This window comes from Anaerotignum sp., from assembly GCF_017483025.1.
Taxonomy (GTDB): Bacteria; Bacillota; Clostridia; order Lachnospirales; family Anaerotignaceae; genus Anaerotignum_A.
In genome coordinates this window covers 30,462-55,026 of record NZ_JAFUMA010000047.1, presented here as the reverse complement: position 1 = coordinate 55,026, position 24,565 = coordinate 30,462, and the positions used below count along the sequence as shown (strand labels likewise).

At 48.2% G+C, this 24,565-nt stretch carries 24 protein-coding genes, 1 pseudogene and 1 other annotated feature; of the genes and pseudogenes, 1 reads left to right on the top strand and 24 read right to left on the bottom strand.

The annotated features are described in order from the left end of the window. Window positions 1–846 (bottom strand): annotated as a pseudogene (locus tag IJ369_RS04160) (CvpA family protein); the annotation flags it as partial. A gap of 153 nt (window positions 847–999) precedes the next feature. Here IJ369_RS04160 and IJ369_RS04155 point away from each other — a divergent pair. Then, the gene (locus tag IJ369_RS04155) at window positions 1,000–1,650 is read left to right on the top strand and encodes an adaptor protein MecA (RefSeq protein ID WP_290716326.1); all 651 of its coding nucleotides are present in this window, start codon (window positions 1,000–1,002) and stop codon (window positions 1,648–1,650) included. Between the two features lie 34 nt (window positions 1,651–1,684). Here the strand turns inward: IJ369_RS04155 and IJ369_RS04150 are convergent, their stop codons facing one another. The 23 genes from IJ369_RS04150 to IJ369_RS04040 form a co-directional block, all read right to left on the bottom strand. Next, entirely contained in the window at window positions 1,685–2,359 is a 675-nt protein-coding gene (locus IJ369_RS04150; protein ID WP_290716323.1) for a DUF2461 domain-containing protein, read from the bottom strand. Between the two features lie 165 nt (window positions 2,360–2,524). Then, the gene (locus IJ369_RS04145) at window positions 2,525–3,913 is read right to left on the bottom strand and encodes a glycine--tRNA ligase (RefSeq protein ID WP_290716322.1); all 1,389 of its coding nucleotides are present in this window, start codon (window positions 3,911–3,913) and stop codon (window positions 2,525–2,527) included. 169 nt (window positions 3,914–4,082) lie between these two features. After that, window positions 4,083–4,258 (bottom strand) — a binding site (T-box leader). Window positions 4,259–4,386: 128 nt separating this feature from the next. Beyond that, entirely contained in the window at window positions 4,387–5,109 is a 723-nt protein-coding gene (recO, locus tag IJ369_RS04140) for a DNA repair protein RecO (protein ID WP_290716320.1), read from the bottom strand. 27 nt (window positions 5,110–5,136) lie between these two features. Beyond that, complete coding sequence (locus IJ369_RS04135; RefSeq protein ID WP_290716317.1) at window positions 5,137–5,286, bottom strand: hypothetical protein; 150 nt, start codon at window positions 5,284–5,286, stop codon at window positions 5,137–5,139. A 148-nt stretch (window positions 5,287–5,434) separates the two neighbouring features. Continuing rightward, window positions 5,435–6,337: a GTPase Era gene (gene era / locus IJ369_RS04130; protein WP_290716315.1), complete on the bottom strand. Its 903-nt coding sequence runs from the start codon at window positions 6,335–6,337 to the stop codon at window positions 5,435–5,437. After that, window positions 6,334–6,813 carry a hypothetical protein gene (locus tag IJ369_RS04125; RefSeq protein WP_290716313.1) on the bottom strand — a complete coding sequence of 160 codons (480 nt, stop codon included), beginning with the start codon at window positions 6,811–6,813 and terminating at the stop codon, window positions 6,334–6,336. The genes era and IJ369_RS04125 overlap by 4 nt, the downstream gene beginning before the upstream one ends. Window positions 6,814–6,838: 25 nt before the next feature. After that, window positions 6,839–7,408: a uracil-DNA glycosylase gene (locus IJ369_RS04120; RefSeq protein ID WP_290716312.1), complete on the bottom strand. Its 570-nt coding sequence runs from the start codon at window positions 7,406–7,408 to the stop codon at window positions 6,839–6,841. An 18-nt stretch (window positions 7,409–7,426) separates the two neighbouring features. Continuing rightward, window positions 7,427–7,819 (bottom strand): cytidine deaminase, encoded by a 393-nt coding sequence (gene cdd, locus IJ369_RS04115; protein WP_290716310.1) that lies wholly within the window; start codon window positions 7,817–7,819, stop codon window positions 7,427–7,429. Between the two features lie 20 nt (window positions 7,820–7,839). Continuing rightward, window positions 7,840–8,310 carry an rRNA maturation RNase YbeY gene (gene ybeY, locus IJ369_RS04110; RefSeq protein WP_290716308.1) on the bottom strand — a complete coding sequence of 157 codons (471 nt, stop codon included), beginning with the start codon at window positions 8,308–8,310 and terminating at the stop codon, window positions 7,840–7,842. Next, window positions 8,291–10,429, bottom strand: a complete 2,139-nt coding sequence (locus IJ369_RS04105; RefSeq protein WP_290716306.1) for an HD family phosphohydrolase — start codon at window positions 10,427–10,429, stop codon at window positions 8,291–8,293. The genes ybeY and IJ369_RS04105 overlap by 20 nt, the downstream gene beginning before the upstream one ends. Beyond that, on the bottom strand, window positions 10,398–11,396 hold the full coding sequence (locus tag IJ369_RS04100; protein WP_290716304.1) for a PhoH family protein: 999 nt from the start codon (window positions 11,394–11,396) through the stop codon (window positions 10,398–10,400). Before IJ369_RS04100 ends, IJ369_RS04105 begins: the two co-directional genes overlap by 32 nt. After that, the gene (yqfD, locus tag IJ369_RS04095) at window positions 11,386–12,603 is read right to left on the bottom strand and encodes a sporulation protein YqfD (protein WP_290716302.1); all 1,218 of its coding nucleotides are present in this window, start codon (window positions 12,601–12,603) and stop codon (window positions 11,386–11,388) included. Before yqfD ends, IJ369_RS04100 begins: the two co-directional genes overlap by 11 nt. A 26-nt stretch (window positions 12,604–12,629) precedes the next feature. Next, window positions 12,630–12,893, bottom strand: a complete 264-nt coding sequence (gene yqfC, locus IJ369_RS04090) for a sporulation protein YqfC (RefSeq protein WP_290716300.1) — start codon at window positions 12,891–12,893, stop codon at window positions 12,630–12,632. 188 nt (window positions 12,894–13,081) lie between these two features. Further along, window positions 13,082–14,062, bottom strand: coding sequence for an ABC transporter substrate-binding protein (locus IJ369_RS04085; protein WP_290716298.1), 981 nt, complete (start codon window positions 14,060–14,062; stop codon window positions 13,082–13,084). A gap of 214 nt (window positions 14,063–14,276) precedes the next feature. Beyond that, a complete protein-coding gene (locus IJ369_RS04080; RefSeq protein WP_290716296.1) occupies window positions 14,277–15,071 on the bottom strand; it encodes an ABC transporter ATP-binding protein in 795 nt (264 codons plus the stop codon). After that, on the bottom strand, window positions 15,064–15,972 hold the full coding sequence (locus IJ369_RS04075) for an ABC transporter permease (protein ID WP_290716294.1): 909 nt from the start codon (window positions 15,970–15,972) through the stop codon (window positions 15,064–15,066). The genes IJ369_RS04080 and IJ369_RS04075 overlap by 8 nt, the downstream gene beginning before the upstream one ends. 108 nt (window positions 15,973–16,080) lie before the next feature. Next, window positions 16,081–17,070: an ABC transporter substrate-binding protein gene (locus IJ369_RS04070; RefSeq protein WP_290716292.1), complete on the bottom strand. Its 990-nt coding sequence runs from the start codon at window positions 17,068–17,070 to the stop codon at window positions 16,081–16,083. A 244-nt stretch (window positions 17,071–17,314) separates the two neighbouring features. Further along, the gene (locus IJ369_RS04065) at window positions 17,315–18,301 is read right to left on the bottom strand and encodes an ABC transporter substrate-binding protein (protein ID WP_290716290.1); all 987 of its coding nucleotides are present in this window, start codon (window positions 18,299–18,301) and stop codon (window positions 17,315–17,317) included. Between the two features lie 235 nt (window positions 18,302–18,536). After that, window positions 18,537–18,986: a GatB/YqeY domain-containing protein gene (locus IJ369_RS04060; protein ID WP_290716288.1), complete on the bottom strand. Its 450-nt coding sequence runs from the start codon at window positions 18,984–18,986 to the stop codon at window positions 18,537–18,539. A gap of 32 nt (window positions 18,987–19,018) precedes the next feature. After that, window positions 19,019–19,195, bottom strand: a complete 177-nt coding sequence (gene rpsU, locus IJ369_RS04055; protein ID WP_016406744.1) for a 30S ribosomal protein S21 — start codon at window positions 19,193–19,195, stop codon at window positions 19,019–19,021. Window positions 19,196–19,334: 139 nt separating this feature from the next. Further along, complete coding sequence (gene glgB / locus IJ369_RS04050) at window positions 19,335–21,623, bottom strand: 1,4-alpha-glucan branching protein GlgB (protein ID WP_290716282.1); 2,289 nt, start codon at window positions 21,621–21,623, stop codon at window positions 19,335–19,337. Window positions 21,624–21,833: 210 nt separating this feature from the next. Beyond that, entirely contained in the window at window positions 21,834–23,180 is a 1,347-nt protein-coding gene (locus IJ369_RS04045) for a TldD/PmbA family protein (protein WP_290716280.1), read from the bottom strand. Between the two features lie 2 nt (window positions 23,181–23,182). Further along, window positions 23,183–24,565, bottom strand: coding sequence for a TldD/PmbA family protein (locus IJ369_RS04040; protein ID WP_290716278.1), 1,383 nt, complete (start codon window positions 24,563–24,565; stop codon window positions 23,183–23,185).

Below are 24,565 nucleotides of genomic sequence, written 5' to 3'. Positions count from 1 at the left end.
TTCCCCCGTAGCTGCATTGATGATGATAGCGCCTTTGATATCCGTGCCGCCGAAAAGACCGATGGTCTTATCTTCCACAGCGCATACCCAGTAAGGCTCACCCTCGTCGTTGATCTCAAAATTATAGGAATGGATCATGGCTATGGGGTAGCGGAAGCGGATATAGCGATTCAGGTTGCGACCAAAATGTTCAAAGGGAGAGATCTTGATGCCCTCTTCCAGCTTGATCAGGTCTACATCCTGGGTGGTCATATCAATGCTGATATAAGCAGGGACGCCAGTGCCGCGGTTGGTGAACCATTTGATGATATCGCCATACTGCAGGGGCGTTACACGGACAGGTTTGCCCTGATAATTGATCTGATTGAAATAAGGGCTCACTTCATACTGAGAGACCATGTCCACCATGCTGCCCATTTCTCTTTCCGCCAGCTTTGCCGCAGAATCCTTATCCAGAATGGGGATCTGGTCATAATTGACTTCATGGATATCGTTGGCAAAATCCCCCGTCTGCACATCCAGCAGCTGATGGTACGCAGATGCCCGCAAAATGGGAGAAGACAGCAGTGTGCCTACGCCATAAACAACGCACAGGGCAAGGGGAAGGATCAGCAGACGTTTTGCTGTTTTCCATCTTTCGCCCCTTTCCACCACGTCACCGTTCCTCTCCAGAAACAGCACCTTGAAAATAGGCCAGAAATTCAGCACCAGCCCAATGGCAATAGCAACGACAAAGAATACCCAGCTCTCTTCGGAATGGATATTCAAAGCAGGCAGATAATAATAATACATCCCACCCCAGATGAGCAGGGTCAGGATAAGCAAAATCCCACGTGTTTTTTTCACAATTTTTTCCTCCGTTCACAGAAAATTAAGAAATATGGCGGCTTTCTCCTCTTTACATCTCCCCGCCAATTGAATATACTATACTATAAATCCAAAAGATTGTATAGTGACAAAACTGACCGTTTCCTTATGAAAACATGAGGGAGTGATACCATGAAAATAGAAAGAATCAGCGAAAATCAGCTGAAACTGACGTTAACAAAAGATGACCTGAAGGAAAGAGATATCCAGCTGGAAGATCTTATCACACCATCCGAAAAGACTCAGAAGCTCTTCCGTGATATTATGGAACAGGCGCTGGATGAAGAAGATTTCATTTCCGAAAACACACCTCTGATGGTGGAAGCTGTTCCCGCGGGGACAGATGGCATTATGATCATCGTAACAAAGGTAACAAGCAAGGACAAGAGCGCCAAAAACGGGGCGGATCTGTTGCATCAGGCACAGGATATGCGCCGCTGGAAGAAAAAGCCCATGGATACCCTGGAACATGCGGAAGAAAAGAACTCCGATATCCTCATCTATTCCTTCCCCGAGCTGGATGACGTCATCCGCGTGAGCCTCAGACTGGATGGCACATTCAAGGGCGAAAGCGCTGTTTACAAGAACGAAAACAAGTATTTCCTTGTACTGCAGGGGGATACATACACTGCAGAGGAATCCTCTGAAGAACTGGAACTGGTATTGAAGGAATACGGTCAGAAGCACGTACCCACACCTTTGGCAAAATATTATCTCCTGGAGCATGGGGAAACCATCATCAGGGATAAGGCCGTGAAGGCGCTGGCAAAGACTTTTGGGTAAATAAAAGAAGAAGCACTCAAGGAGTGCTTCTTTTTTATTCCGCTTCGATATCTTCCAAAAAAGCATACAGCCCTTTCAATCTGCTCCATTCCTCCGCCAGATATTGGGGCAGTTCCGGCGTAAAAAGGATATCCTCCATGGCGCTTCTGGTGCAGATAATGATGTCCTTCTTTTTATACCAGCTTTGGGCCAAGGGGTCCAGGCTTTCATTCCTGATCTTCTTATATTCCTCCCCTTCCAGCTGGAACAGGGGGTCTTTGTCGATTTTTTTCGCTAAGCGCTGAAAGGCCGCGGGGTTGCTGTCGATCTTCTTGCGATAGGCCGTCAGGAAGGCAGGCGTTGCGCACCACATGCCCACTCCATGGGTAAAGCCTTCGGGGTCCAGTTCGAAATAGAAAGAGGGACGCAGCTTCCATTCTGTGCCGCGGAATTTTTCATCATACAGCACGATCCAGCGATTGGCGCGGTAAGGACTTTTATCCCTGGTGTAACGGATGTCACGGTTGATACGAGAAACGGAATATTTCATCTTTTTCCCGCAGAACATGGGGCTCAGTTCCGCCAATTCCGCCGCAAAGGCATCGAAAGGTTCCTTCAGCACTGCTTTGTAGCGGTCGCGGTTCTGATCCATCCATTCCTTGCTGTTATTCATGCGCAGTTCCCACATGAAATCTATGGTTTCAGGCTTGAAGCCTTCGAATTTTTTCATCATATCACCTCAGCATCTATTTTACCACAAAAAAAGGAAAGCCTCAAACTCCATGAGTTTGAGGCTTGATTTACTCCGCAAATCTTTTTTCGCCCTTCGCCTTATCTGTCCCCGCAAGCGGTCACAGATATACGCGAAGTTCCGAAAATCTTTTCTCCGCTTTTATCAAAATTCCATCTTATCTTTCAGATAACCAACCAGATCAGCGATAGGCATTCTAACCTGTTCCATTGTGTCTCTGTCACGAACAGTTACACACTGGTCTTCTACGGATTCGAAGTCATATGTGATACAGAAAGGTGTACCAACTTCGTCCTGTCTTCTGTAGCGTTTACCGATGGAACCTGCATCATCGTAATCGCAGTTGAATTCTTTCGCGATCATAGCATATACTTCGCCAGCCTGATCGTTCAGTTTTTTGCTCAGAGGCAGTACAGCCGCTTTGATGGGTGCCAGAGCGGGATGGAAGTGCAGAACTGTTCTGACATCCTTTTCATCGATCTGTTCTTCATCATAAGCATCGCACAGGAATGCCAGTGTCACACGGTCAGCACCAACGGAAGGTTCGATGCAGTAAGGAACGTATTTTTCGTTTTTCGCCTGATCGAAGTATGTCATATCTTCGCCGCTTGTGTTCTGGTGGCATGTCAGGTCATAGTCTGTTCTGTCAGCGATGCCCCACAGTTCGCCCCAGCCGAAGGGGAATTTGTATTCGATATCTGTTGTGCCTTTGCTGTAGTGAGACAGTTCTTCAGGAGAATGGTCTCTCAGACGCATTCTGTCTTCTGTCATGCCCAGGTTCAACAGAAAGTTTTTGCAGTATGTTCTCCAGTAATCCAGCCATTCCAGATCTGTGCCGGGTTCGCAGAAGAATTCCAGTTCCATCTGTTCGAATTCTCTTGTTCTGAATGTGAAGTTACCGGGTGTGATTTCGTTACGGAAGGATTTACCGATCTGACCGATACCGAAGGGCAGTTTTTTTCTTGTTGTTCTCTGTACGTTTTTGAAGTTTACGAAGATACCCTGTGCTGTTTCGGGACGCAGGTAAACAACGTTTTTCGCATCTTCTGTTACGCCCTGGAATGTTTTGAACATCAGGTTGAACTGACGGATATCTGTGAAGTTATGGGCACCGCAGGAAGGGCATGCAACCTGATTGTCATCGATGAATTTCTTCATTTCTTCGTTGCTCCAGCCGTCAACTGCAACTTCGGGCATATCATGTTCTTTCATGTAGTCTTCGATGATTTTATCTGCACGGAAACGTTCCTTACATTCCTTACAGTCCATCAGAGGGTCAGAGAAGCCGCCAACGTGACCGGAAGCAACCCATGTCTGGGGGTTCATCAGGATGGCACAGTCAACACCAACGTTCATGGGGTTTTCCTGGATGAATTTTTTCCACCATGCTTTTTTCATGTTGTTTTTCAGTTCAACACCCAAAGGGCCGTAATCCCATGTATTTGCCAGGCCGCCGTAAATTTCGGAGCCGGGGTATACAAAACCTCTGTTTTTAGCCAATGCTACGATTTTTTCCATAGATTCTACTGCCATAATTTTTTCCTCCTTTTCTGTGGGGTTCCACCCCACCCCCCGTCAACTTTCTTGAAAGAAAGTTGAACAAAGAACTTTATACGAAATCAAACTGCGTTTGATTTCAAAATGATAAGATACATTGCAAGGGACGAATAAATTAAAAAAAACTTTCATCACTTGCTATAAAGCAAGGGACGAAAGTTATATGATCTTCCGCGGTTCCACCCTCGTTGACTGATTGCTCAGCCCTCTCTTGTGAATACTGCTCCAAAGCGCCCTTCTCTGTTTCCGATTGCCACCTCGCACCGACCGATGGCTCTCTGAAAATCCTCCGCAGATACTCCTCTTTTTCAACGCAGTGTTTTTATGAAGTTGAGACTTATGATAACGCTTTCCGCCATCAAAGTCAAGGGGAAAACTTGTACGATTTTCCATCCAAAATCTTTCGGACGCGCACAGATTTCCACAAAACATGAACGAAAATTCAGTGACTAAGCAAAAAAATCGCGGGTCTTTAATCGCAGGTCCATATGTATATCCATATAGTTCTGCAGGATGACTGTCATCTGTTCCAGCGCTTCATCGGAAAGATTAAAGCCGAAAACAGCCTTACCCTCTTTCTCCAAAACATAGGCAAAGGCCTTCCGTACCGCATCGTAAACAAGAATACTATTCTGGGTGCGATGCGCCGCGCAATAAAATGCCCCTGTTCTGCCGTCAAAATAGAGGTTGCCCTCGCTTTTGCCGCAGATATTACATTCCTCCGGCGCAAAAAGCCCGTTGATCTGCAGGAATTTCAGCTCAAAAATACGGGAGATCAGCTTGGGCGGCAAAGTCCCCTTATCCATGACCAGAAAGGCGTAGTACAACAGTTCCAGCACCTCATCCTGCTCCATGCCGGCAGGGCAGCTCCGGTCTACCAGTTCCGTCAGGTACATAGCTTCGGAAAATTTATCAATATCCATCCGCAGGCCATAAAAGCTATTCAACAGCTCCGCCTGGGTGATGGAATAAAAACCGCTGCCCTCAAAAACAACAAAATCGGCATAGCAGAACAGCTGCGTCGCCGCCAAAAGCCTGCTTTTCGCATTTCTTGCCCCACGGGCGGAAAGGACAACCCGCCCCACGCCCTTCGCCAGAAGGACGATCTGCTTGTTGCTTTCGCCTTTTACCTGTTCCCGTATGACAATGCCGCGCAGCTTTTCTGTTCCCATAGCCGACCTCGTTATATTCGTTCAGTTTCAATAAAAATTCTTGTATCTTGACGTTTCCTCTATGCGGCGGCGAGGGTTTTCCGCCTGTTCCGCTGTGTATTTGCGATAGCGCAGGTAATCCTCCACCTGCCCTGTCTGCAAAAATTTCTGCCAGTAGTCTCTTTCATTTTCCTGCATCATCCCGTCCCCTTTCTATGAAAATAGGATGCGAAAAAATATATTTAACATACTGTTATTTTATTTCCATTCGCGGGGCTCTGCCCCAACACCCCGCAAGCCTTTGAAAAGGCTTGACCGAAACTTTTATTTGCCTTCGGCACGACAATTAGATATTACGTTTATCGTAGCCAAAGTTTTTCAGCAGGAAATCGCTGTCTCTCCAGTCTTTTTTCACTTTTACCCACAGCTGCAGATAAATGGGAGAACCCAGCAGTCTCTGCATATCATATCTTGCAGTAGAGCCGATGCGTTTCAGCATAGAGCCCTGTTTACCGATGATGATGCCCTTATGGGAATCTCTTTCGCAGTAAATGGTCGCCTGTACGTCTACCATATCCTGATCGGGGCGTTTCTTCATGGACATGATTTCCACAGCAATGCCGTGGGGCACTTCATCCTGCAGCAGGTACAATGCTTTTTCACGGATGATCTCCGCTGCGATCTGTCTTTCGGGCTGATCTGTCACCATATCGCCGGGGAAGTACTGAGGGCCTTCCGGCAGATATTTTTTGATGACTTCCAAGAGTTCCCCTGTGTTTCTGTCCTTCATAGCAGAAATGGGCACAACTTCCGCAAAGTTATGCAGCTTGCTGTAAGTGGCGATGACTTCCAGCAGGGTATCTCTTTCCACTGTGTCGATCTTATTGATCACCAGCACAACGGGTGTTTTTACGTTTTTGATTCTTTCCAGAACATACTGGTCCATGGCCTGGATTTCTGTGGTAGGCTCGATCAGCATCAGCACCAGATCCACTTCATTAAAAGTTGTTTCCGCAGAGCGCACCATATATTCACCCAATTTGGATTTGGGCTTATGGATACCGGGCGTATCCAGGAATACGCACTGGAAATCATCCTTTGTCAGGATGGAAGTGATTTTATTTCTGGTTGTCTGGGGTTTATGGGATGTAATGGCGATCTTTTCCCCGATCAGGCAGTTCATCAGCGTGGATTTGCCCACGTTGGGTCTGCCTACCAGAGAAACAAAGCCGGAATGGAATTTTTTCATTCCATTTCCACCCCTCTTTCCTTCAGCATTGCTTCCTGTTCTGCCAGGAAATTCTGGTCTTTTGCTTCCCAGTCCTTTGCCATATCCAGCAGCAGTACATACTGCAGCCATCTGTCGTTCTTTGTATCGATATCTTCCTGAGTCAGGCCTTTGATCAGGCACAGCGCCTGATAATATTTCATGCCGTTTTCCGCTGTCATATATTCTGTATGCATGCCCAGAACCACATGGATCTTATTTGTATTGGGCAGACGATATCTTCTGATCTCTTCCTGGAAATCTGTTACATCCTGACCCATCAGCTTTGCAAATTCATAAGCCGCTTTGTAATGGGCAATGTATTCGCTTTCTGTGATTTTTACACGGAATGCGCCCCAGTGTTCTTCGATATACTGCACAACCTCTTCCATTGTTTTTGCATTGGGTTTCAGTTCGATGTCAGCAAATTTTGCTTTCAATGCATCAATACCGCTCATATTTTTTCCTCCTAAAATATTTATCTTATCCTTGATTTTTCAATTCATCCCACTTTGCACGGATGGCCTGCATATCTTCCCATGCAGGGCGTTTTTTTGTTTCATCCCGAAGCAATGCCGAGGGATGGTACGTTGCGATCATATGATATCCTTTTCTCTCGATCCATTGGCCTCTCTGCCGTGTAATTTTGAAATCGGGATCGATGATGGTGGTGGCAGCAATTCGCCCCAGACAAACGATGATTTTTGGGCGTATCAGCATCAGCTGATATCTGAGATAATTCAGACATGCTTCCTTTTCATCGTCATGGGGGTCACGATTGCCGGGCGGGCGGCACTTCACCACATTGGCGATATATGCGTCCTCCAGAGAAAGGCCAACGCTGGCAAGCATTTTATCCAGTAATTGTCCCGCAGGGCCTACGAAGGGCAAGCCCTGCAGATCTTCCTGCTGACCCGGGCCCTCCCCAATGAACAGGATATCCGCGTTGCGGTTGCCTTTGCCGATGACCACATTGGTACGCATTTCCGCCAATCTGCACTTATGACAGGAAAGGCACGCGCCTTCTAATGTTTCCCAGCTTTTTTCCGCCATAAAAATTCCACCTTAACCTTACTTAATATCTTTACTGCTAAATCCGCAAGGAAGTAACTCTCTAACTGAATATGTTACCATACCCTTTTCCTCACTGTCCAGAATGACTTTGCCATCGGGCAGGAATTCAAAGAGCACCTGTCTGCAGATGCCGCAGGGAGAAGCGTAGTCCCCGCTGCTGGCAACGACAGCGATTTTTTCGAATTCTCTGTAGCCTTCGGAAACCGCCTTGAAAATGGCTGTCCGTTCGGCGCAGTTGGTTGCACCATAGGATGCGTTTTCGATATTGCAGCCCTTGAAAACGGTACCATCCTTCGCCAGAAGCGCCGCCCCAACCTTGAAATGGGAATAAGGCACATAGGCATTCTGCATGGCCTCTTTTGCCAGTGCTACTAACTCTCTATCTGTCATAGGAATTCCTCCTTATGATTTTATTTTCTGGGGAACCCGGCCTGAATGAGGATTTCCTTCTGTCTGCGGAACATTTCCGCTTCTTCTTCCGGCTCCATATGGTCATAGCCCAGAAGATGAAGCATGCTATGGGCTGTCAGGAAGGCGATTTCCCGTTTCAGGGAATGGCCATATTCCTCCGCCTGTTCTCTGGCACGTTCCAGAGAAATGATGATATCCCCCAGGATAATTTCGTCATTTTCGTTTACCTCTGCTTCTTCCCCTTCTTCAAAAGTCAGCATAGGAAAGCTGAGGACGTCTGTTGCTCTGTCAATATTTCTGAACTGCTTATTGATCTGTCGAATTTCTTCGTTATCCACGATGGAAACGCTGATCTCGCAATTTTCGTCAAATTCCTCATATTTCAAAGATTCTGCCGCCGCCTTCTGGATGGCTTCTTCCAGTTCTGCGGAAAGCAGTTCTTCTGTTCTGTTATCGATCAGTAGATTCACTGTTTTCTTCCTCTCTCTTTTCTTCTACAGCGCCTTTCTTTGCCGCTGCGTCGATCTCTTCCTGTTTGGGGTATGCCACCCGTTCGTGATACATGCCGTGGAATACCTTCAAAAATGCTTTGCGGATGATCTCCAGTTCATGGATGCCAAGACCGCTGTGATCCAGCTGTCCATCGTCCAGCTTATCTTTGATGAGGGTCTTTACCACGCCTTCTGCTTCTTCCAGCGTCTTTCCGCTGCCGAGAATAGAACGCACCGCCGCTTCCACCGTATCCGCCAGCATGACCACGGCAGATTCCCGGGATGTGGGCACAGTGCCCTGATAGCGATATTCCGCTTCGGTCACGTTTTCCGCCCCATAGGCCTTCAGCGCCTTGAAATAGAAAAACTTCACAAGGCTTGTCCCGTGGTGTTCCCGAATGACATCGATGATGATGCGGGGCAGACCGTATTCCAGACCCATTTCCACACCGTTTTTCGGATGCTGGGTGATGATCTTCGCGCTGGTTTCCGGCGCCAGATCGTCATGGGGATTATAGCCGGACTGATTTTCGGAAAACATCTGCGGATTCTTCAATTTACCAATATCGTGATAATAAGCGCCGGCACGGGCCAAAGCCGTATTTGCGCCAATTTCATAGGCCGCAGTCTCCGCCAGGTTGGCAACGATGAGGCTATGGTGATATGTACCAGGCGCTTCCAGCATCAGGCGGCGCAGCAGCTCATTGTTGGGGTTCGTCAGTTCCAGCAGGCGCAAGGGCGTATTGGCTTCAAAGGTCGCTTCCCAGAAGGGCAGACTGCCCACAGCGATCACGACGGAAACCAGGCCCATCACTGCTGCAAACAGACACTTCAGCATCAACCCCTGGGAATAGCCGCCATCAAAGAACAGCCCAACGCCAAACATGGCGATCAAGCTGACGATGCCCATAGCCACCGCAATGGGAACCATCCTCTGCCGCTTGTCCGTTTTCTGGATCAGCAGGGCGCCAAGGGTGCCCACCAGCAGGGAATACATCAAAAACTGTACATCGCCGTTGAAAATGAAACAGCCAATGATACAGAACAACGTATTCATAACCAGAGCCACACGCCGCCCCGCCAGAAGGCTTGCCAGCATGGCAAACAGCCCCAGAGGGATCAGTGTAAAATAAGGGATATTGGCCATCAGCCGCAGCAAAATGATCATCAGCACATAGACGCTGAAAAGCATCTTTACTTCATTCTTTTTCAGCACAACGGCCCCTTTGCTCCATGTAAAGAAGAGATAGAGTGCCACAAACAACAGCCCTACCATCAGCATACTGCCCATAAGGGGCAACGCGCTGCTTCTGTAATCGGCACCGCCGATCAGATTCAGGCTCACCAGTCTGTCGTAGATATCCTGAGTGATGATCTCCCCTTCATCTACGATCTTCTGATTTTTGCGGATCATCACATCATCCACTTCGGCACGCTTTTCTTCCCGGGCGGCTTCCATGGCTGCTTCATCGGGCAGGAGGTTCGGTTCCAGCCCTGCTTCAAAAATAGAATTTGCCATTTCCTTCAGGGAACTGCTCCACGCAGTGGATGCAAAGGCTTCGTTCGCCTTCGCTCTGCCCTCTTCCAGCGCATCAGCGGTGATGCCCTCTGCATAGACCTGATTCATGGCCACCAGGCAATCCTCCGCAAACAGGATACGATTCACAGAATCCAGCCCGGCGTAGGCATTCAGTTCTTTCTCCGTCAGCAACACAGGCAGCTTCCAGGGGGCCGCCTGGGCTTTTTCATAAAAGCTGTCCGCTTCTTTCAGGGAAGCAAGGATGCTGTTCAGATCTTCAAACAATTCATTCACTTCCGTGCGGCTTTCCTCTTCCACCACGGAATCATGCTTATAAATAGGGGCAACGCTGTCCGCTGCCGCTTCTTTCAGTTTGTTGGTTGCCACTTCATCCACAGCATCTGCTTCCGCCACATAACGCTTTTCCGCCACAGAGCCCACCTGCACCATATCCAGCTCCTGCACATAGGAGCCTGTGCCGATGCAGAACAGGGTCAGGATGAAGGCAACCGCAAACATCAATCCCTGCTGGGATTTTTTCTTCGCATTATTTGGGGAAGCGTCTTTCTTTCTTGCCATCCTGATCGCCTCGTTTCTTGTTTTCAAACTTTTCATATGCAAGGATGATTTTCTGCACCAGGGGATGGCGCACAACGTCTTTATTGGTCAATGTGATCTGGCCGATGCCCTCGATGCCGGAGAGGATCTTTGTTGCTTCCATCAGGCCGCTTCTTTTACCTTCCCCCAGGTCGATCTGGGTAATATCGCCGGTGATGACCGCTTTAGAACCATAGCCGATACGGGTCAGAAACATTTTCATCTGCTCCGGTGTGGTATTCTGGGCTTCATCCAGCACGATGAAGGCATTATCCAGTGTTCTGCCGCGCATATACGCCAGAGGGGCAACTTCTATGAGACCCTTTTCCATATTTTTCATAAAGTTTTCCGCACCCATGATCTCGTACAGCGCATCGTACAAAGGACGCAGATAGGGATCTACCTTCTGCTGCAGGTCGCCGGGCAGAAAGCCCAGCTTTTCCCCCGCTTCGATGGCAGGACGGGTCAGGATGATACGATTCACTTCGTTATTTTTAAATGCAGTGATGGCCATTGCCATGGCAAGGTAGGTTTTCCCTGTGCCCGCGGGGCCGATACCAAATACGATGGTGTTATTTTTGATCAGGTCAACGTATTTCTTCTGCCCCAGAGTTTTAGGCTTCAAAGGTCTGCCGTTGACGGTAATGCAGATCAGATCATCATATACCTTTTCCAGCTCCTTCAGGTCTGCTTCTTCAGCGGAGGAGATGAAGTATTCCAGATTCTGTTCTGTGATCTCTTCGCCCTTTCTTGCCAGAGCCGCCAGGGAATGCATGATGTTCCATGCTTTATGCACGTTCTTTTCCTCGCCAGAAATTTTCACATCATCGCCACGGTTGACGATGCTGACACCGCAGGCCTTTTCGATTTTTTTAATGTTCGCATCGAACTGCCCGAAAACAGGCAGGATGATACGGTTATCCATCTGCATGGTTCTTTCAAAACTCATTCGCGCTTCCACGCTCCTTTTCTTGTGTTCTCAGTTGTTTTTCGTCTATTCTTTCCGCCAGGGTTACTTCCGCTTCGGCGCGGACACCATCGGCGTATTCTTCAAATCTGATTTCTATATTCTCTATTTTACCGTATGGGGACAATAAATTCTCTGTCTTTTTTCTTAAATTTTCTTCCAAAATCGACTTTGCCTCGTCAACAGTACGTTCCTTTTGCGCCGTTTCGCAGGCTTTCCAGATTTCTTTTTTCATTTTCAGGGGCAATTCAAAATCCCCCAGCGCCAGAGGCGTTTCTTCCAGCACTGTCTTTTCCCACTGCCCGTCACCGCTGGGCCGAATAAAATCCAGCTCCTTTTCGGAAAAAATCAGGCTGTAATTTTCCTTTTCCAAGCCACTGTAAATCGTTTCTTCATATTGCAGGGGCATTTCTTCCGTCAACCGCTGCCAGATGCGGGCCATGACAGCCCCTTCCGCCGCGGTATATTCGGTATGCTGTTCCTCCCCCTCCAAGCCAATGAGAAGCTCCGAGGAAATCAGGATATCCCCCTTTTTCACCACATCCCCCGCCGAAACCAGCGGCGTTCCCCGCTCGGCAGTGATCTGAATAATTACGCCATCGGCAGATGCGATAATATCACAGGGAGTCTCCTTTTCCACCAGTTCCACCTTTTCGATGGTCTCCGCCAGCTTCACCGTGGCATCCGTTCCCCGGATACCCACGCTGACCCAGGAGATATCAGCAAATTGCTCCAGAAGGCTATTCGTAACGGCTTCCGTATCCACGTTCCGCTTCCATGCACCGGGCCTCAGGCCCATTTCCTCGCAAAAGGAAAGGATGTCTTCCTTTGCAAGGCGTTCATTTCCTTCCACCTCCACTGTCCAGACGAAGGAAGAAAGTATGTATAGCCCTGCGGCAAAAAGCAGCACGCCTGCCGTCCATACTTGTCTCCTGCGAAACCGCCCCAAAAAGGCAGGAAGGCCGCCCCAGCCAAGGACTTCGATGGTACAGCCCGTTTTCTCAGCGCAGGCCTCCAGAGTATCCAGACTGCCGCCCGCCGCTTTCATGGTCATGCCCGCCCCCGCCTGGGCCACATCCCAAAGATAGACCCCGCGAAAAGCTGCCATATTCATGAAACGTTCGGCAGAAAAGCCCTTCGCCTTTATTCTAACATATCCACGTAAATAATACCATAACGCCAAGAACAAAATCCTCACCCCTGTCGTTCTGCCTGTCAGGTCAAAAATTCCATTTTCTCCACTCTGCCTGTCACCACCATGCATTCAGCAGAAAGCTGCTTTAAGCAGAGATCGCGTCCTGTCAGGCGCAGGACCCCCGCCGCCGTAGAGATGCGCACCGTTTCTTCCCCATATTCCAATATCCCTTTATAGTTTTCTATGGATACCTCTTCCCGCCCAATGAAGGAGATCAGAGGAAGATTCAGCATGATCTCTTTAGGCAATTCCAGCGCTTCTGTCATGTTTTTTCTGAGTCCCATGCGCACCACCTCAAAGCCATTTATTCAATCTATGCCCCAATGAAAAAAACTAGACTTTGTCCAAAAAAAGCACAGAAAAAGCGGAGCATTTCGCTCCGCCTTTTCTGTTGTTGTCTGCACTTTATTTCTTTTGTATGGAGGTTGATTATATTACCTTTCTCTTTTGTATAGGGGTTGATGATCTATCATCATTCACCGATCGCTACCATGCCTTCGGGAACTGTCATGCCCAGAGCTTCAACGATTTCGGGATTGTATTTTTCTGTGATACCATCGGAAACATATTCGATAGGCATTTCAGCGGGGTTAGCACCGTTTACCAGGATTTCATAAGCCATTTCAGCTGCTTTTACGCCCAGGTCGTAGTAGCTGATGGACAGTGTAGCGATACCACAGCCGCTGCAGATGCCTTCTTCGCCGGCGATTACAGGGATACCAGCGGGAACTGCTACGTTTTTGATGATTTCTGTGTTGTTAGCCATTGTGTTATCTGTAGGAACATACAGAACGTCACATTCGCTGACTGCTTTTGTTACTACGGACTGTACTTCGTTGGAATCTGCTGCTGTGTATTCAGCCCAAGCTACGCCTGCTTTGTCCAGTTCAGCCTGTGCCAGCTGAGACTGATAGATGGAGTTAGGTTCTGCGGAGCAGTAAACGATACCAACTTTTGTTACATCAGGAACCAGTTCCAGCAGCATTGCGATCTGCTGATCAATGGGAGCCAGGTCGGATGCGCCTGTTACGTTTTTGCCGGGTGCTTCGTTGGAATCAACAACACCAGCTGTTACATAGTCTGTTACGGATGTACCAACGATGGGAATATCGCCTGTTGCAGCTGCTGCGGACTGCAGTGCTGTTGTTGCGTTTGCCATGATCAGGTCAACTTCGTTGGAAACGAATTTTGTTGCGATCGTTGTGCAGTTTGTCTGTTCACCCTGTGCGTTCTGGTAATCGAATGTTACGCTGTCGCCCAAGAGTTCTGTCAGTTTATCCTGGAAGCCCTGTGTTGCTGCGTCCAGAGCGGGGTGTTCCAGCTGCTGAATGATACCAACTGTATATGTTTCGCCGCTTGCCGCATCGTCTGCAGGTGCTTCAGAGCCGCCGCAGGCTGTCAATGCCATTGCTGCAACCATCATTGTGGCTACCATTTTCATCCATTTTTTCATAAGAATCTCTCCCTTTTCTTAAGTCTTCCACTTCGTTTGATATTTTTCGCTTCGGCGCATACTTGCGCATATGCGTTGCATCGCTAAAGTCATTATAGCACTCTGTCATACAATGTCAAGAAATTGTTCTTAGATTTATACAAGTTTTTTGTATACATTTAACAAGCGTTTTTATATAAAAAAGCACCCTTTCGGGTGCTTTTATTGCAAGTATTTAGCCTAAGAGAGCTCTGTCGCTGACAAATTCTTTACCACTGGCAACGGTAAACTGTTTCAACAGATCGTCTACGGTCAGGTTCTTCTTTTCCTCGCCTTTGATATCCAGAATGATCTGGCCGTCCCACATCATAATCAGACGATTGCCGTGGGCAATGGCATCCTTCATGTTATGGGTTACCATCAGGGCTGTCAGCCCGTTTTCCGCAATGATCTTATCGGAAAGCTCCAGAACCTTCGCCGCTGTTTTAGGGTCCAGGGCTGCTGTATGTTCATCCAGCAGGAGCAGTTTAGGCTTTTTCAATGTTGCCATCAGCAGTGTCAGTGCCTGTCTCTGCCCGCCGGAAAGCAGACCTACTTTTGTACGCATACGATTTTCCAGACCCAGATCCAGCATCTTCAGCAGTTCAAAATATTCTTCTCTTTCCTTCTTTGTGATGCCCCATTTCAGGGTACGTTTCTGGCCACGGCGTTTTGCAATGGCAAGGTTTTCTTCGATTTCCATATCTGCCGCTGTACCATTCATAGGATCCTGGAATACACGGCCCAGATAGATGGCTCTCTTATGTTCGGGCAGTTTTGTGATGTCGATGCCGTCGATAATGACAGAACCGGAATCCAGAGGCCATGTGCCGGCAATGGCATTCAGCATAGTAGATTTGCCCGCACCATTACCACCGATGATCGTTACAAAATCCCCTTCTTCCAATGTCAGATTGACACCGTTCAGGGCTCTTTTTTCATTGACAGAGCCGGGGTTGAATGTTTTATAGATATTTTTCAGCTCAAGCATTTTCGCCGCCTCCTCTCTTCACATGGTTGGCAGCATATTTGCCTTTCAGATGAGGCACTGCCATGAACAGGGCTACGATCAGGGCACTGATCAGCTTCATATCTGTTGTTTCCAGACCCAGCCACAGTACCACTGCGATAACAACGAAATACATGATAGCGCCGCCAACAACCCCTACCATACGCAGCGCATAGTTGAAGTCGAATTTTTTGAAAATAACACCGCCGATGATAACAGCCGCCAGGCCGATAACGATAGCACCACGGCCCATGTTAACGTCTGCGTTGCCCTGATACTGAGCATACAGGCCGCCCGCCAGACCAACCAGACCGTTGGAGATCATCAGACCCAGGACCTTCATGGAGTTTGTATTGATACCCTGGGCACGGGCCATTTTTTCATTGTTACCTGTTGCACGAAAGCCACGGCCGACCTCTGTGCCGAAGAAGCTGTACATCAGACCAATCACAGCCGCACAGAAAACGATAGAAACAATGATCGCATGGGGGATATCTCTCAGGCTCAGGATCAGGTCGTATTTATCTACGCTGATGGCCTGGTTGGATTTGCCCATGATTCGCATATTTACGGAATACAGCCCCAACTGTGTCAGGATACCGGCCAGGATGCCGGGAATACCAAAAGCAACGTGGAACACGCCTGTTGCCAGACCGGACAGCATGCCGGCGATCGTTGCTGCCACCAGAGCAACGCCTACGCTGTGGCCGGAAAGCATCATCATAACTGCAACAGCACCGCCTGTCGCAATGCTGCCGTCAACGGTCAGATCTGCAAAATCCAGTACTTTAAAAGTGATGTAAACGCCGATGGCCATGACGCCCCAGATCAGCCCCTGCGCCACAGAGCCAGGAAGGGCATTGAATAATGCCATAATGTTCATAAAAAAACCTCTTTCTTTATTATTTATTTCTTTTCACAGGAATAAGCGGAGCCGTTCAGCTCCGCTATATTGATTCTCCTGTGTAAAATTCCATTTTACTTAAGATAATCATGCAATGGGTTCCATCCCTTCGGGAATTGTTACACCCAGTGCTTCAGCGATTTCAGGGTTGTATTTAGGCACGATACCATCTGTCATATATTCGATGGACATTTCTGCAGGGTTCGCACCATTTACCAGAATATCGTAAGCCATTTCAGCCGCTTTCTGACCCAGGTCATAGTAGCTGATAGCGATTGTGGACAGCGCGCCAACCTGGCACATTGCTTCTGCACCTGCTACTGTAGGAACGCCTGCGGGAACTGTGATGTTCTTTACGATTTCCATGTTGTTTGCCAGTGTATTGTCAGCCAGGATGAACATCGCATTGCAGTCAGCAACAGCGTTTGTTACGATGGACTGGATTTCGTTGGAGTCTGCCACTGTATATGCTGCGTAAGGAACACCCAGAGTATCCAGATAAGCTGCTGCCAGGTCATACTGGAAGATGGAGTTGGGCTCTGCGGAGCAGTATACGATCGCTACTTTTGTATTTTCGGGATCACAGAACTGCATCAGAACGTCTACCTGTGCTTCTACGGATGCCAGGTCGGAAACGCCTGTTACGTTTGTACCGGGTGCATCATTGGATTCGATAACGCCAGCTGTTACATAGTCTGTTACGGATGTACCTACGATGGGGATATCTGCTGTTGCAGCCGCTGCTGTCTGCAGAGCTGTTGTTGCATTTGCCATGATCAGGTCTACGCCGTCAGAAACGAACTTTGTGGAGATGGTTGTGCAGTTTGCCTGTTCGCCCTGAGCATTCTGATAGTCGAATTCTACATTGCCTTCGCCCAGCAGTTCTGTCAGCTTATCCATGAAGCCGTTTGTTGCTTCGTCCAGGGAACCATGTTCCATCTGCTGGATGATACCGATCTTATATACATCGCCGCTTGCAGCTTCTTCTGCAGGTGCTTCAGAGCCGCCGCAGCCTGTAAATGCCATAACGGCCACCATCATAGCCGCTGTCAGGCTCATCATTTTCTTCATTTTCATATGTATCCTCTCCCTTTTGTTTTTCATTAGATGAAAAATTTTTCTATACTTTCGACAAGCGTCCGTATAAAAATACATCGTAAAATGAATTATATCACTCGTAATTTCCTTGTCAACATCAAATCGAATATTTCGATAAAGCGCATCGAAATATCTGCTGATTCGATTTAGTGCCAAAAAGCAGAACAGCGTCACAGCAAAAAGAAAGGAGCCTCTCGGCTCCTCTCTGGAAGGATCTTCTCCATTATTCAGCTGCTTCCACAGCTACCATACCTTCGGGTACTGTTACGCCCAGTGCTTCTGCGATTTCAGCATTATATTTGGGTGTGATGCCTTCAGATACGAATTCGATGGACATTTCAGCGGGGTTCGCGCCGTTTACCAGAATGTCGTAAGCCATTTCAGCTGCTTTTACGCCCAGGTCATAGTAGTCGATAGACAGTGTGGACAGCGCGCCAACCTGGCACATGACTTCTGCACCGGAGAAAGAAGGGATACCTGCGGGAACTGTCACGTTCTTCACGATTTCCATGTTGTTTGCCAATGTGTTGTCTGTAGGGATATAAACAGCGCCACATTCAGCAACTGCGTTTGTCATAACCGCCTGGATGTCATTAGAATCTGCTACAGTGTAAATAGCATAGTCTCTGTTCAGTTCTTTCAGGTATGCTTCTGCCAGTTCAACCTGGTAGATGGAATTTGCTTCGGAGGAGCAGTAAACAACTGCGATCTTTGTGTCATCTTCACAGAACTGCAGCAGAACATCGATCTGTGCGCTGATTTCGGACAAGTCGGAAACGCCTGTTACATTTCTGCCGGGTGCTTCGTTGGAATCAACAACGCCAGCTGTCACATAGTCTGTTACGGATGTACCAACGATAGGGATATCGGCTGTTGCAGCCGCTGCAGCCTGCAGTGCGGATGTGGCATTTGCCATGATCAGGTCAACGCCGTCGGAAACGAATTTTGTTGCGATGGTGGTGCAGTTTGTCTGTTCACCCTGGGCATTCTGATAGTCGAATACGACATTTCCTTCGCCCAGCAGTTCTGTCAGCTTATCCTGGAAGCCCTGTGTTGCCGCATCCAGAGAGCCATGTTCCATCTGCTGGATGATACCTACTGTATATGCGCCTTCTGCTGTTTCTTCTGCGGGTGCATCAGAGCCGCCGCAGGCTGTCAGTGCCATTGCTGCTGTCAGCATCAATGCTGTCAGTTTGGTCCATTTTTTCATAATTCGCTTCGCTCCTTTTCCATTGAAATAAAGTGTACATATTGTCTTACAAATCAACCGTAAGGAGATTATAGCACCCCATTTTTGAAAGTCAACATAAAATCGAATATTTCGATGCAGTGCATCGAAGAAATTGTTCATTCGATTTTAGCAGTGTAACGCATATACGCAAACAAGTGCAATTTGCATGAAAAAAACCACAAGGTCTCCCTTGTGGTTTTGTTGTTTTTGATCATTACTTGCCCTGGAGCATTTTTTTCACAAGACCGCCGACAATTTTCATATCTGCACGACCTTTTACCTTGGCTGTCACGATACCCATGACTTTGCCCATTTCCTTGATTGTGGAAGCACCGGTTTCAGCGATCGCATTTTTTACGATCTCCTGAATTTCTTCTTCACTCAACTGCTCTGGAAGGTAACTTAACAGAATTTCGATTTCTTTATTGAGTTTTTCGATCAGATCTTCTCTGCCGCTCTTGATGAAGTCGGGCAAGGAATCCCTTCTGCTCTTGAGCTGTTTGGAGATAACTTCGATGACACCTTCATCATCCAGTTCAACTTTGTTATCTTTTTCGATCTGCAGGATACCGGAACGGATCAGCTGTACTGTATCCTTCTTGATTGCATCCTTTTCTTTCATAGCAGTTTTCAAATCTGCAAAAAGCTGCTCTTTTAATGACATATAATCATCCCTTTTCGCCTTAGTAAAATAAATTATCTGAATTTACGTTTTCTAGCGGCTTCGGATTTCTTTTTGCGTTTTACGCTGGGTTTGTCATAATGCTCTCTTTTGCGTACTTCGCCCATGATGCCATCTCTAGCACATGTTCTTTTGAAACGACGCAGTGCGCTGTCCAAGGATTCATTTTCTTTAACTTTTACCTCTGACATTGAATTTCCCTCCCTCCCAGTGCGAGATTCGTTGATAGCAAGAAAAGTGCTTTTGCGCCTTTTTTTACCATACATCTAAGAATTATACACAAAAATTCTCGCAACGTCAATAAGAACAAAGAGAAATTCTTAAGAAAAATCATGCCAAATCTGCTTCAGCCACAGGTTTTTCTGTATTTTTTTCGATACTTTCTGTTTTCTTTGCCGCCTTTTTCACAGGTGCCTTTGCTTCTGCTTCCCTCTCCAGCACGACCATACCCAGAGGAGGTACATCCAGATTTACGCTGAACGGGCAGCGGTTGCAGGGTACCTTTTTGCTTTCCAGAGGCCCTTCATTGAGAACATTGCTGCCGCCGAAGCGTTCTGCATCACTGTTCAGAACTTCCTTATAAATGCCTTCTTTGGGCACGCCCAGAGAGAAGCCGTTATGGACAACGGGGGTGAAATTGCAGACAAAAATCAGTTCCTTATCTTTGCTTCTGCGAACAAAGGATACGACAGAACTGTCTGCATCGTCACATTCGATCCATTCGAAACCATTGGGGTCGAAATCGCCTTCCCAGAAAGCACTTTCCTTCGCATAGAAATGGTTCAGTTCCTTCACATAAGCCTGCATCTGCTGATGGTCTGCATACTGCAGCAGGTGCCAATCCAGAGAACGGGCTTCGCTCCATTCCTGATACTGACCAAATTCCCCGCCCATGAACAGCAGCTTCTTGCCGGGGTGGCCCATCATAAAGCCATAGGACAGGCGCAAGTTTGCGAATTTCTGCCAGGTATCCCCGGGCATTTTGCCGATCATGGAACCCTTCATATGTACTACTTCATCATGGGAAAGCACCAGAACGAAGTTTTCGGAATAGTTATAGGCCATACCAAAGGTCAGCTTATTATGATGATATTTTCTGTGGATGGGGTCTTTCTTGATATAGAACAGGAAATCGTTCATCCAGCCCATGTTCCATTTCAGGCTGAAGCCCAGGCCGCCTTCTTCAGCTCTTCGGGTAACGCCGGGCCAGGATGTGCTGTCTTCTGCGATCATCATAGCGCCGGGTTCTCTTTTTTCGATGATGGAATTCATGTGTTTCAGGAATTCGATGGCATCCAGATTTTCACTGCCGCCGTATTTATTGGGAATCCACTGGCCTTCATCCTTGCAGAAATTCAGATGCAGCAGCGATGCAACAGCATCTACGCGCAGGCCATCGATATGGTACGCCTGCAGCCAGAACAATGCATTTGCCAGCAGGAAGTTGGCAACTTCTTTTCTGCCATAGTTAAAGATATAGGTACCCCACTGAAGATGTTCACCCAGGCGGGGGTCCTGATGTTCATACAATGCCGTGCCGTCAAAACGAGCCAGACCGAAATCATCCTTGGGGAAATGGGCAGGCACCCAGTCCAGAATAACAGCGATGCCGTTCTGATGGCAGGTATCGATGAAATATTTGAATTCATCGGGGTTGCCATAGCGGCTGGTGGGGGCATAATAACCTGTTACCTGATAGCCCCAGCTGCCATCAAAGGGATGTTCTTCCACAGGCAGGACCTCGATATGGGTATAGCCCATTTCTTTTACATAAGGAATCAATCTATCCGCCAATTCTGTATAGGTCAGGAAACGATTTTCTTCCCCTCTCATCCAGCTGCCCAGATGCACTTCGTAAATATTCATGGGAGACGTTTTGAAATCGTATTTCTTTCTGCCTGTCATCCAGCGGCGGTCTTTCCATTTATAGCGTTTCAGAGGGAACAGCTTGGAAGCCGTATTGGGTCTCAGCTCGGAATAAAGGCCGTAAGGGTCGATCTTGTCCACGTGTCTGCCGTTATTCTGTACCACATGGAATTTATAGGCATCCCCTTCCGCCAGGCCGGGAATGAAAATTTCCCAGATACCGGAATTGCCCAGTCTGCGCATCAGGTGTCTGCGGTAATCCCAGTTATTGAAATCGCCGACAACGCTGACCGCCTTGGCATTGGGCGCCCATACGGAGAAAGCCGCACCTTTGGCCCCCTGATGGGTCATCAGTCTGCCGCCCATTTTTTCGTAAATTTCATAATGGGTGCCTGCACCGAAAAGGTGTCTGTCAAATTCGGACATGGTAGGCTCGAAGGAATAAGGATCATAACCCTTCCAGCTGTTGCCGCTATAATCTGTATATTCCAGCTGATAGCGGAACCATTCTTCCCTGTCCTCGATGGTCACTTCAAAAAAACCATCCTGATGGAGCAGTTCCATGGGATATTTTTTGCGTTTATTGGCATGGTCGATGACGGTGATCGTTTGGGCACCGGGCGCAAAGGCACGGACTACGACCATTTTTTTACCGTCCTGTTCGATCTCATGCATTCCCAGCACCGTATGAGGGTCCCCATGCACCCCGTTTACGATATGGAAAATATCATAAAGTTTTGTGGTTGTGAGCATTGTCTCATCCCCTTTACTTAAATCTTCTTTTTATCGAAAAAGTCTCAAAAACTTCATCTTTTATGAATTATGTTATATATATGTTATTCTACCACCATTCCCCTTTCATTACCAGTCCAAAAACAGAGGGGAAATCTGTCAAAATTCTCCAGTATTTCAGATAATGAAAAGCCCTGCAGACATTCCCGCCCGCAAGGCTTTCTTCTTATTTTATATACCTGCAATATCCAGCTTCCTTACCAGAACGGAAGGAGAACCTACCCCACCGGAACCAAAGTAAAGGTCATCCGCCAATTCTTCCACGCCTTCCAGCAGTTTATAGAAATTACCTGCAATGGTGATCTGTTCCACAGGCTTGCCGATTTTCCCATCTTCCACGCGGAAACCCTCCGCAGAAAGGGAAAAATCACCGGAAACGGCGTTGGTGCCTGCATGAAGGCCCATCAGGCTGGTGATGAAAAGGCCATCGCCCATTTCTGCAAACAGTTCTTCCCTGCTTTTTTCGCCCTTTGCCAGATAGAAATTCGTCGTGCCTGTTTTCACGGAGCCCGTCAGTCCCGCTTTGAAGCCATTACCAGTAGATTTGACACCATCTTTTCTGGCTGTCTTCCTATTATAAAGGAGGGTTTTCAGTACGCCATTTTCGATGACGGCTTTATTTTTCCCGGAAACCCCTTCGCTGTCGAAGGGTCGGGTGCCATAGCCGCCTTCCAGAAGGGCATCATCTCTTAAAGTCACTTTATCAGAAGCAATTTTCATGCCTGTTTTCTCATTTAATAAGGAAAACCCTTTCTGCACATTTTCCGCAAAGAAAATTCCCGCGAAGGCCCCCAGTAGGGAAACCATGGCTCTGCCATCCAGAATGATATCATATTTGCCGCTGGGCACAGAGGATGCACCCAGATGGGCCGCCGCTCGCTTTGCCGCTTCACGGCCTGTTGCTTCGGGGTCGAAATCGTTCCAGTCCTGGGCCTTCCAGAAATAGGAGCCTGTTTTCGTTTCCTCTCCTTTTTTTGCAATGGCAGAAACGTATGCTGTCGCAAAGTTTTTCGCAAAAGAAACATCCAGACCTTTTGTATTTTTGATGGCGATTTCCGCAAGGGCAGTGCCCAAAGCGCAGTAATCCAGAGATGCTACTTCCTCCGCGCCGGCCAGTGCCGCCTGTTCCATACGCATGGCTGCGTTGATCTTATCCTCCACTTTCAGCTGTTCCAGTTCTTCATTCACGCCTTCCAGTTGGGGATAGGATGCTTCCCCTTCATATAAATCTTCCATATCCTCGGGGGAAAGGAGGGCCGCATTTTCCTTTGCCGTTTCCACCAGAAAAGGGATGGCCGCTTCCGTCAGCCGTTCCGTATAGGCATAGCCTGTCCGTCCGTTGATATTGCCGCGAAACGCCAGACCTTCCTCCTTGCTGTTTTCATAATTGGCAACTTCCCCTTCCAGAATCAGCACCTCAAAAGCCTTGCCGCCGCGGTAAAACACTTCGCACTCCGCAAAGCCTTCCTGTTTCCCAAAGGCAAGCACCTTGTCCAAAAATTCTTTTCTTTTCATCATGCTTACCCCCTTCCGCCAACGGTCATACTGCTGACACGGATCATTGGCTGTCCCACATCTGTAGGGATAGAGCCGCTCTTGCTGCCGCACATGCCCTGAGCCCGTTTCAGGTTATTGCCAACCATATCAATATCCCGCAAAACCTCTGCGCCTTTGCCAATGAGGGTCGCCCCTCTGACAGGCTCAGCGATTTTACCATTGCGGATCATATATCCTTCCAGAACGGCAAAATTGAAGGAACCCGTTGCAGGGTCTACACTGCCGCCGCCCATCTGCTTCGCATAAAGGCCAAATTCCGTATTGGCGATGATTTCCGCAGGGGTACTTTTGCCATTATCGATGAAAGTATTGGTCATACGGCTGGTGGGGGCATAGCGGTAATCCTGTCTGCGGGCGGAACCTGTGATGGATGCGCCCATGCGTCTGCCGTTCAGTCTATCCACCATATAGGAATTAAGAACACCGTCTTTGATCAGGATATTTCTCGCCGTAGGCGTGCCTTCGTCGTCCATTTCCGCAGAGCCCCAGCCGTTTTGGATGGTGCCATCGTCAATAGCCGTTACCAGAGGGGATGCGATGAGCTGTCCCATCTTACCTGCAAAAACGGAAGCATTTCTCGCCACGGAAGTTGCCTCCAACCCATGACCGCAGGCTTCATGGAAAATAACCCCACCGAAGCCATTATCGATCACAACGGGCATTTTCCCTGCAGGGCAGGGTTTTGCACCCAGCATGGTCACAGCAATACGAGCCGCTTCCCTTGCTGTATCCTCCACATCGATGCGGTCGAAGAGTTCAAACCCTTCGGAACCGCCGGGCCCCAGATGACCACTCTGCTTTTCCGTTGCGGAAGAAGCCACTGCTTCCACCGTAAAACGGCTGCGGGTGCGGTTTTCTTCCCCCCAGACCCCTTCGCTGTTGGCCACCAGAACGTGTTTCATCACTTCCAGATAGCCGGCTCTGGTCTGTGTAATAAGGTCGTTATAATTTTTCGCCGCTGCGGATGCCCGTCGCAGCTGTTCCGCCTTGGCGGTTTTTGCAATGCTTTCCGGCAGGATACGGATGGGGTTGATACATCTTGCCGCCATTTCCTTCCAACCCTTGATGTTGTAGATGCGGTCGCCCTTCATTGCCGCCGCACCTTCTCTGGCGATGCGGATGAGGTTTTCCTCAGAAAGGTCGTTGGTAAAACCATAGATGGCCTGATTGCCAAAGAACAGGCGCACCCCTGCGCCGTAATCCATGCCGCCCAGAGCCGTTTCCACCCTGCCGTTTACCATGGCGATGTTGCTGCGCTTCGTCTCTTCCGCGTAGATTTCCGCAAAATCCGCGCCGCTTTCCAGGGCCGCTGTCAGTATATTTTCCACTGCTGTTTTTTTCAGCAT